Raw genomic sequence first — 9,142 nt, 5'->3', positions numbered from 1 at the left:
CCCTAGATGGAACGTACTGCCTGTCTCGTCTCATCTTGGCAGGTAGGGAAGTGGCCTTCCTCCCCTCCAGTTACGGATTTCGCTCGGGCCGGCGGGCGTATGACGCGATAGCTGAGACCCACAACTTCGCCACCCAGGGATACGAGTGGATGTTCGAGGGGAACATCGAGGTCTGTTTCGACAACATCTCGCACTCGGTCGTCATGGGCCGGCTGCGGAAAAGGGTCACTGACAGGCGCGTGTCCACGCTGGTGAAGGCGTTTCTGAAGGCTGGAATCCTTGGTGAGGATCAGGTCAGCACCGGTGGTCTGACAGCACGCAACAGGCCACGGTATGACCGGCGCGTAAACGTGTGGAGGGCCCGGTGCCCAGTAATGGGTACGCCGGGTTCGGGGGACGGCCCGGGGAGACGGGTCGGTGGAAACACCAGTACCGCGCCCCGGGTCGGTCCCACCGCGCCAACAAGGCGGTCGGTGATGTCCGCCGAAGGGCCACCCACCGGATCCGCGGCCGCCGCGGCCGCGCTACCGACCCCGAGTACACGATCAAAGGACTTCTCGTCCGGGGCCCCGCGGACGCTCACCCCGGCCGGCCGCAACCGGATCCTGACCACCCTGGCAACCCTCGGCGGCGAGGCCGCCTTCGAGATCGACGCTGCCTGGCGCGCGAAGAACCTCCTGCTCGAATACACAGAGCACACAGAGCACATGGCTTCAAGATTCAGAACGGGCTCTCGCGCCTGATTGTCAAGGACGCCCGCAAGGTTTGGAAGAAGCGGGCTGGTTCACCCGCCGGAGATATGGCTGTGCCCAACGGGCGGACGTTTCAGGATCTTCCCGGCCTCTCGGGTAGGTGGAAAACCCGACCTCTCGGGTAGGTGGAAAAGTTGCGCATAGGGCAGTAGACTACTGAATCATTATGGACACCATATATTCCTTCCGATCCCGGCGGCCCCGGACACCGAGACACCGTGACCGTCGAGCCATGGTGACGGTGCTTGGCGCCCTCGTCATTCCATCGGCTCTGTTCCTCAGTGGCTGCGGCCAGAGCTACAAGCAGGATAACGGCGGCGCCGTGCCCGTGCCGCGGTCCAGTACCGAGAGTTTGCAAGGCGCGACACCCCGGCCGGCGCCGGCCGGGGTCATCGGCCACGTTACGAATGGCCTGGCCCAGACGGCGGTCCCCACCCCTCCCGGCGGAAAATTCTAAGAACCTGTTTTAAATCTTGTCTTGACCTCGGACGCGCGCCGAGCGCCAGGGATCGGACTCCGGCGCTCGGCGTGCCAACCGGTCGACAGCTTGCTTTATCGGGTTGGGATACGGGACCGGGGTAATTCTAAAACAGCTTTTTAGGTCGGTGGCCTAGGGGATTCGCACCCCTGGGCAGGTAGAGGCAGGGTGACAGGGCAATCCCGAAGAGCCAATCCTGCAGCCGTTGACCTGTCCGTGGTCTTCCCGACGGGCTGACGAGCGGGAGTGACCCGGTCGGGTCGCGCGGGTCGAGAACATCCTCGCCCCACCTACACCACATCCGACCGAGTTACGAAACAACCTTTTGTAGGATACGGGTGTTTGACGGCAAGGCCAGCGCTAGCGTCGGGCAGCGGAATGTGCGCTTTCGGTGTCGCTGGTGGGGTCCAGCCGCCGTAGTGTCTCGTCTGCGCTGTGCTCCACCCGTTGCATCGTGAGGTGCAGGATCGGCGGGGTCATCATGGTGGTGACGAGCGCCACGAGAACCACCACCGTGTAAGCTGCCGTGTTCAACACGCCGAGGCGCAGCCCCACTCCGGCGACGACCAGGCCGATGACCCCGCGGGCGTTGAGCCCGGCGCCGAGCGCGAGGGCCTCCCAGTGGCCGAGCCGGCTGGCCCGGGCGCCGAGGTAGGCGCCGGCGAACTTGCCTGCGACGGCAAGCAGCAGGACCACCAGGCCGGCGGCGAGGACCGACAGGTCGGTGAGCTTGCCGAGATCGACCCGTAGCCCGGCGGTGGCGAAGAAGATCGGCGCCAGTACGGTGAGCACCACCGTCCGCAGCGGCGCGACCCGGTCGGGAGCGAAACCCCGGCTGGAACCGATGACGATGCCGGCGATGAACGCGCCGAAGACCGCCTCGAGTCTCAGCGCCTCCGTGGCCGCCGCCGCGGCCAGGATCAGTACGGTGATGGCCACGATGTGGCCACCGCCGTGGCGCGCCGTGCTGGCGTATCGAAGTGCCCTTCGGACCGTCGGAGGACCGGCTACCAGGGCGGCCAGCACGGCGCCGAGCACGCTGACCACCGGCACGGCGATGTCACTGCCACGCACGCCCGTGGTCGCCATCGCCGACATCATGGAGAGTGCGGACCACCCGGCCACGTCGTCGACTGCGGCCGCGGCCAGGGTGAGCTGGCCGACGTTGCGGTCCAGCAGGTTCATGTCGATGAGGATCTTCGCGGCTACCGGGATCGCGCTGACCCCGAGCGCGACGCCGAGGAACAGCGCGAACACCAGCCGATGGGCGCCGTCCGCGACGAGAGAGCCGGGCAGCAGCAGACCCGCCAAGACGCCGAGGCCCACCGGAACCAGCAGCCCGGCGAGGCCGACCCGGGCGGCGGTCAGACCCCGGCGCCGCAGCATCTGGATGTCCATCTCTATGCCGATGAATCCGACCAGCAGAATCACGCCGAGCTGGCCGACGGCGTCGAGGAGATGGAACTGGTCGGCCCGTGCGGGCAACAGCCAGCCGGCGAAGCCAGGCGCGAGCGTGCCGAGCAGGGATGGCCCGAGGATCACGCCGGTGAGGAGTGCACCCACCACTGCCGGCATTCCCAGCCGCATTGCCGCCCGCCCGAGGAGATAAGCCAGCCCGAGCAGGACGGCGATCTGGAGCAGGAAAACGAGAAGTACATGGGACGACAGCGCGGCTACCGGACCGGATGCGTTGACCATCACTACTCCTGGGAAGGGCAGGCGGACGTCTAAACCGACGGTGACGCCGAGCACGAGCGAGAGTGGGAGGACGAGGTAAACCGCGGGTAGGTCCGATGCGCTGCGTACATAACCGTTGCTCCCCCCGGGCCGGCGAGCGTTTCTTGGTAGATCATCGGGTCAGCCGCCAACCGCCCGCATGATGGTTTTTGCGTACGTGTCGTAGGCGTTGCCCTCGGTCAGGAGCAGACGGGGGATGACGAGCTCACATGCCAGTAGCCGCAGCACACGGTGTTCGTCCCGCAAGCCGTCAACCCGGCCGAAGATCAACGGTCCGTATCGGTTTTCCAGTGCTTCATACACACCGTACGCCCATTCACGCTCGGCTGGTGTCGGCTGGATCACTTCGTTCCGGCCGCCGAACGGTTCGTGTGCCCACCAGCCGCCGTCCCGGGCGACTCTTTTGCGGACCGTGTGGCTCAACTTTCCGTCTAGGAAGACGAAGGAGAGTTCCCCGTGGGTCAGGATCGATGAAAGAAAGGGCTGGACACAGACGTGATGAGTGGACACCAGGTCACGGAGCAGAGTCTCGGGTTCCGTGCCGCGGCGTGGTGCCAGGCCCGTCGTCGACGTTGCTTTGTGGCCGTTCCGGACGAAGTGCGTTGCTGAGGTGCTCGGCCCGCTCCGTGAGACCCGGAAGGTGCGCCAGGAGCCGGCCGAGACGGTTGGCTTGATGACGGCATGGTCCCATCCGGTCTGGGCCATGAGCGTGTCAATCGTCACGTCCTCGCCCCGGGAAACCCACCGGGTCGGGATCACCGCGATGCCGTCCTGTTCGAGCTCTGACAGGTACCGCCGTTTGTCGAGCGTCCCGACGGCCACCCGCATCGAGTTCAGAATGGGAATCTTCCCGTCCAGCTCCAGGTAAAGTTTCCGGATCTTGTCAAGGAAGTCGGGCCGCTCGTGGAAGCCGCGGCACATTCGTAGGTTCACGCCATCGAACGCTGTCCAGTCGACGGCGTGCACGTTGTCGAGGTGAACCGCGACTGCCGTGACACCGTAGTCAGCCAGGGTAGTAACGATCTGTGGGTACTCCGCATGCTGCGAGTCAAAATGTAGGTAGGCGATCGGTCGCCCAGTGGTAACGGCTTTCATTCATCCTTCCTCAGTAAGGCCGCGCGGTTAGCGAATTCGCTGGCCGTCGCGCTGTCGCTGGGGCGGCGTACAAGCAGGCGTAGGCGTCGGACCGCCGTGTCCGCCCCGTCCCACAGATAGGCGGCGGTGAATCCGGCGAGCAGGGCGTACGGCCGCAGCCGGATCACCCACCGCAATCGGGTGTTGGCCGGCACGGGTAACCGGTCCAACCAGGTCGCGGTGCCCTCAGGTCGTAGTTCCGCGGGTTCCACCAGGTCATGAGCTGAAATATCTCGTCCCCGGTCCCCGCCGATCGCCAGCCACCACAGCTTAGGAGTCGAAATGAAATAACTTGCGCGTTTCGAACCCTCCACAGGCCTGTGACCTGCGACGATGCTCTCGATCACGTATTTGTTACTTCATTACGTCCCCTTAGGCAGCGGCGCGGTGACGTTCTGGACGCTACGAACCGTTGGTAGCTTGACACCGTGATCCAGCCGCCAGCGTGCGCGGGCAGCGAGGTTGGCCTGTAGCCGGCTCTGTATCCAATGCACGGTTTCCGGCGGCAACCACCGCCACAGCGGGGCCCGGGAGTAGAACAGCGTGGATTGGAGACGCCGCCGGACGCGGCGGTGCTTCGGGGTCTCCCGAGTAGTGTCGCCCTCGGTGTCGACGAGCCATCGGGTGATCGCTGAACGGGTGCTGCCCACCGACCAGAAGACCATCATGTCGAGCACGTGGGACAACACGAAGAAGCGAGGGTCCGCGATCGCGGCAGTGTACTTTTCACGGACCATCGCGCGCAGCATGTGCCAGTCCTGGCGAGTGGCTCGGTTCACCCGCTCGATATACGCCCGGTCCAGGTGCCCGGAGCGGACGTCGTCCTGGATAATGTTGGCGAGATGCCAACTGGTCACCAGGGCCAGCGCGATTCCCTGGCTGTAGTAGGCGTCGATGATGCTGCCCGCGTCGCCTACCATTGCATATCGCTGCGGGCTGACGAACGTGTCGGTCCAGTGCTGGACGTTGCGGTAGGTCCGGAACTCAAGGAGCGACTCCGGTGCGATTACCTTGTCGAGGACGGGGTGCCGCCGGATGAGATTCCAGAACTGCTCCTGCGGAGTTCGGCCGGGTGGCGCCGACCGCTGGTCGAAAGTCGCACCGACGCTGATCCGGTCCTTCGAGAGCCGGATGACCCAGATCCAGTAACCGCCCCCACACAAATGTACGGTGTACAGGTCGCGTTGCGTATTGCGGCCGTTAGGGAAGGTATGCGTCCACTCGTCACCGAACAGACCGTCGGTCACGCCCTCGAACTGGCCCCAGACGGCCGTCGTCTGAAATCCGTCAGTCAGTTCCCGCCGCTCCGCGGCATGTCCGCGGCCACGGGCCAACAACCGGTTGCGCCCAGAACAGTCGACGACCCAGCGCGCCCGGATGATGTTACTGTTTCCGGTTGTGCCGTCAAGCCATTCCACCTGATGCCAGTCCGCTCCCGGGGAGATCTGTATGTCGCTCACTCGGGCGGTGTCGACGAAAGTTATTCCAGCACGCCGTCGGACGGCCGCGCACATCGCATCCTCCGCTTCGGGGCGGACGATTTGCATGTCGAGGAACATGCAGCGGAACCACTTCTTGTCGGGCGCAAGATCGTAGAGATAGTGCGGCGGATTCGGGTCGGCATTGATGGCCCACTCGGTGGCGTCGCGGAAGTCTGATCTGTTCTCCGTGCCGTGGGAGAACCATACACCGAGTTTCGCGAATGATTTCTCGGTGATGAATTTGTCCAGCTCGCCCACAGCGCGGAGAAAAGCACTTGTGAAGCCTAGGAACGACTCTCCGACCTTGTAGCTGTGTTTCTTGTCGCGAAGGTTGTCGATCAGCGTTACTCGCAGGCCTCGTTTGGCAAGCTGAAGGGCGTTCGCCAGGCCTACGATGCCGGCACCGACTACCACGACATCAGTTTCGGAGGTCGTCCGCCGAATCGTCGGCACGCCCCCCATTGAATGGGCTTTCTCGTTGGTCATCAAATCAGGGATTTGTCGAAGTTGCAGGGGGGCGCGGGTCGGCCTCGTCTGCCGGCTGGATTTTCGCACTTGGTCTCGCATGCTTGGTCTCGCATGAAATTTACTTCGTCATAAGTGCACAGGGCTGGTGTCGACGATATCAAGGGGCTTGTGTTGGCCAGCTCGCTCACCAGCAGCTCAGTGGGCTCGACGAGGTGGACATCTCCCTCCACTCAGTGCGTCCCACACGAACCGGCGGGCTGCCCGCGCTGACGTCGGCTGCGGGGGCAGCGCCATGATCAGGATGGGGTACCGCGCCAGTCGCCGCGGCTCCGGCGCCTGGCATCCCAAGGCTGCCGGCAGTGCAGTCTGCGTTCTCGGCATGGGCACAGCCTGAGCGACGGACCGGCGTGCGGGGACGGGAGAACTACCTGTTTCACTACCTGTCCGCCCACCTGTCCGCCCCAGTTGTGTCCCCCCGCAGGTAGCGGGACGGTGTTGTATGTGTCCGGACGTGGAAGGTCGAACCTGCCGGCGGAACTGACCAGCTTCGTCGGTCGCAGACGGGAGCTGGCAGAGGCATTGCGGTTGCTGTCCGGCGCCCGGTTGCTCACGCTGACCGGGCCCGGGGGGGTCGGGAAGACCCGCCTCGCCCTTCGGCTCGCGGCGGACCGGCAGCGCGCGTTCCCCGACGGTGTCTGGATCGCCGAGTTGGCCGACCTCGACGACCCGTCACTGGTCGCCGACGCGGTCGCCGAGGCGATGGGCCTGCAGCGCCTCTCCGGGCGATGGACCGCGGCGACGCTCGCCGCGCACCTTGCTCCGTGCAGGATCCTGCTCGTGCTCGACAACTGCGAGCACCTCGTGGACGCGTGTGCCCGGCTCGTCGACACCCTGCTGCGCGCGGGCCCGGGCCTGCGGGTCATCGCAACCAGCCGCCACCTGCTCGGGGTGGCCGGGGAACGGGTGCTGGGGGTGCCCCCGCTGAGGGTGCCCCCGGTGCCGGCCCCGGGCGCGGACCAGTCCGCCTTGGCTGGCGGGCTCGTCCAGTACGAGGCGGTGAGCCTGCTGGCGGAACGCGCGGCAGCGGTGCTCGGGGAATTCAGCCTCGACGAGGGCAACTGGCGGACCGTCGCGTTGCTGTGCCATCGCCTGGATGGCATCCCGCTGGCGATCGAACTGGCGGCTGCTTGGCTCCGGACGCTGTCCCTGGAGCAGATCCTCGATCGGCTCGACAACCGCTACAGCCTGTTGACGCGAGGCAACAGAGCCGGGCCCCGCCGCCAGCAGACCCTGCGCGCGCTGATCGACTGGAGCTTCGGCCTGTGCAATCCCGACGAGCAGCAGATGTGGGCGTGCCTGTCGGTGTTCGCCGACGGGTTCACGTTGGAGGCGGCTGAGCAGGTGGGGGGTGCCAGGTGCCCGCCGGCAGTCGTGCTGGACGTGCTGAGCGGGCTGGTTGACAAGTCGATTCTGGTCCGTGACGACGACGAGGGGACGGTCCGGTTCCGGATGCTGGACACCATTCGCCAGTACGGCCAGGACCGCCTGCGCGAGTCCGGTCGGGAGCAGGACGTGCGCCGTCGGCATCTCGCCTACTACCGCCGGATGGCGGCCCTCGCCGACGCTCAGTGGTGCAGCCCGGCCCAACTGGACTGGATCAGGCGGATCCGGAGCGAGCAAGCGAACCTACGGGTTGCGCTGGACTTCTGCCTCACTACACCGGGCCTGGCGGAGACCGCTCTGTCCATCATGGTGGCCCTGTGGCAATACTGGGCCGCCATCGGGCTGCTCAGCGAGGCGCGTTTCTGGTTTGATCGGGGGCTGAGCAAGGCCACGGAGCCGGACGGGATCCGGGCTATCGGTCTGCAATCGGCCGCCCACGCCGCGTCCCTCCAGGGCGACATCACCGCGGCGGCGTCACTGCTGGCCGAGGCTCGCGATCTGGCCGCTAGGGTGCACGACCAGCGGGTGCTCGCACGCATCGCCTGCGTCGAGGGCAGGCTCGCCGCCATCAGCGGGGACAGGCCGGCGGCGGTGGAGCGCAGTCAGGACGCCCGCCGCCGGTTCGCTGACCTCGACGAGCCGTTCGGCCTCGCCCAATCACTGCTCTATCTCGGGCTGGCCCACGGAATCCGCGAGGAACAGGACGCGGCGGCGACCGTCTTCGCGGAATGCGTGGCGTTGACCGAGCGATTCGGTGAATACTGCTTCCGCTCGTTCGCTCTGTGCGGCCTCGGTCTGGCGGCCTGGCAGCTAGGCGAGTTGGAGCAGGCGATGGAGCACCATGCCGCGGCCATCTCCCTGAAATACGCGTTCCACGACCATGCCGGCATCGCTGTCGCGCTGGAGCAGCAGGCGTGGGTCATGGCCTCGGCCGGCCGGCACCACGAGTCCGCGGTCCTGCTCGGCGCGGCCGGGCGGATCTGGCGTGAGACCGGGGCGTCGATCGCCGCCTTCGGGCTCGCCCCGTTCCACCACCGATGCGAGGCGTCCCTGCGACGCGTCCTAGGTCAACGGAAGCTCGAACGCGCCCTGGCGCAGGGCGCGGAACTCGACCTGGACGAGGCCGTCGCCGCGGCTACCCAGGGCACCGGGACTCCTGTCGCCCACCCCGTCGTTCCCGCCGGCGAGCCGGAGGTGCCCCTGACCCTCCGGGAGCGTCAGGTGGCGGACCTCGTCGCCCGCGGCCTGAGCAACAAGGAGATCGCGAGCTACCTGGTGATCGCCCAGCGCACGGCGGAAGGTCACGTCGAGCGCATTCTCGGCAAGCTCGGTTTCACCTCACGGGCCCAGATCATCGCGTGGGTAAAGGACAGCAGCAGGAGCCTCCAGGAACGTACGTGTGAGCCGCAGCGACATGTTGGCGAGCGCGAGCGGATCGCCCCTACCCCGCCCCCGCATCCTCATGGAGATTCTGTAGGTGGAGATTCTGTAGGCGTACAACCTCACGGGTAGTTACGGGCAGCGACTTCGCTGGCGACTGTAGATCATCGACCTCGAGCGGGCGGAGGTCGTCGTGCTGGCCTGCCACTACCGTCCCCGGGTACAGAGGGCACCCAACCCGGTCGTGTCCATCTCATGTGGAACGTGAC

6 protein-coding genes are annotated in these 9,142 nt (G+C 66.1%); 2 read left to right on the top strand and 4 right to left on the bottom strand.

Annotation, left to right across the window (positions count from 1 at the left end):
* Nucleotides 1-476: 476 nt before the first annotated feature.
* The gene (locus AC08OU_RS19175; RefSeq protein WP_476605454.1) at nt 477-743 is read left to right on the top strand and encodes a hypothetical protein; all 267 of its coding nucleotides are present in this window, start codon (nt 477-479) and stop codon (nt 741-743) included.
* A gap of 847 nt (nt 744-1,590) precedes the next feature.
* On the opposite strand, the gene AC08OU_RS19170 is transcribed toward AC08OU_RS19175, so the two are convergent.
* The 4 genes from AC08OU_RS19170 to AC08OU_RS19155 all read right to left on the bottom strand — a co-directional run bounded on the left by AC08OU_RS19170 (nt 1,591) and on the right by AC08OU_RS19155 (nt 6,068).
* Nucleotides 1,591-2,928 (bottom strand): cation:proton antiporter, encoded by a 1,338-nt coding sequence (locus AC08OU_RS19170; RefSeq protein ID WP_476601483.1) that lies wholly within the window; start codon nt 2,926-2,928, stop codon nt 1,591-1,593.
* A 159-nt stretch (nt 2,929-3,087) separates the two neighbouring features.
* Nucleotides 3,088-4,062, bottom strand: a complete 975-nt coding sequence (locus AC08OU_RS19165) for an ATP-grasp domain-containing protein (RefSeq protein WP_476601484.1) — start codon at nt 4,060-4,062, stop codon at nt 3,088-3,090.
* Nucleotides 4,059-4,415 (bottom strand): hypothetical protein, encoded by a 357-nt coding sequence (locus AC08OU_RS19160; RefSeq protein WP_462188361.1) that lies wholly within the window; start codon nt 4,413-4,415, stop codon nt 4,059-4,061. The genes AC08OU_RS19165 and AC08OU_RS19160 overlap by 4 nt, the downstream gene beginning before the upstream one ends.
* Before the next feature lie 48 nt (nt 4,416-4,463).
* Entirely contained in the window at nt 4,464-6,068 is a 1,605-nt protein-coding gene (locus AC08OU_RS19155) for an NAD(P)/FAD-dependent oxidoreductase (protein ID WP_476601485.1), read from the bottom strand.
* A gap of 483 nt (nt 6,069-6,551) precedes the next feature.
* Here AC08OU_RS19155 and AC08OU_RS19150 point away from each other — a divergent pair, with 483 nt between their 5' ends.
* Nucleotides 6,552-9,005, top strand: coding sequence for an ATP-binding protein (locus tag AC08OU_RS19150; RefSeq protein WP_476601486.1), 2,454 nt, complete (start codon nt 6,552-6,554; stop codon nt 9,003-9,005).
* The last annotated feature ends 137 nt before the right edge of the window (nt 9,006-9,142 follow it).

It is taken from the genome of Frankia sp. CcMO1, from assembly GCF_977945845.1.
This window is presented reverse-complemented; position numbering and strand designations above follow the sequence as displayed.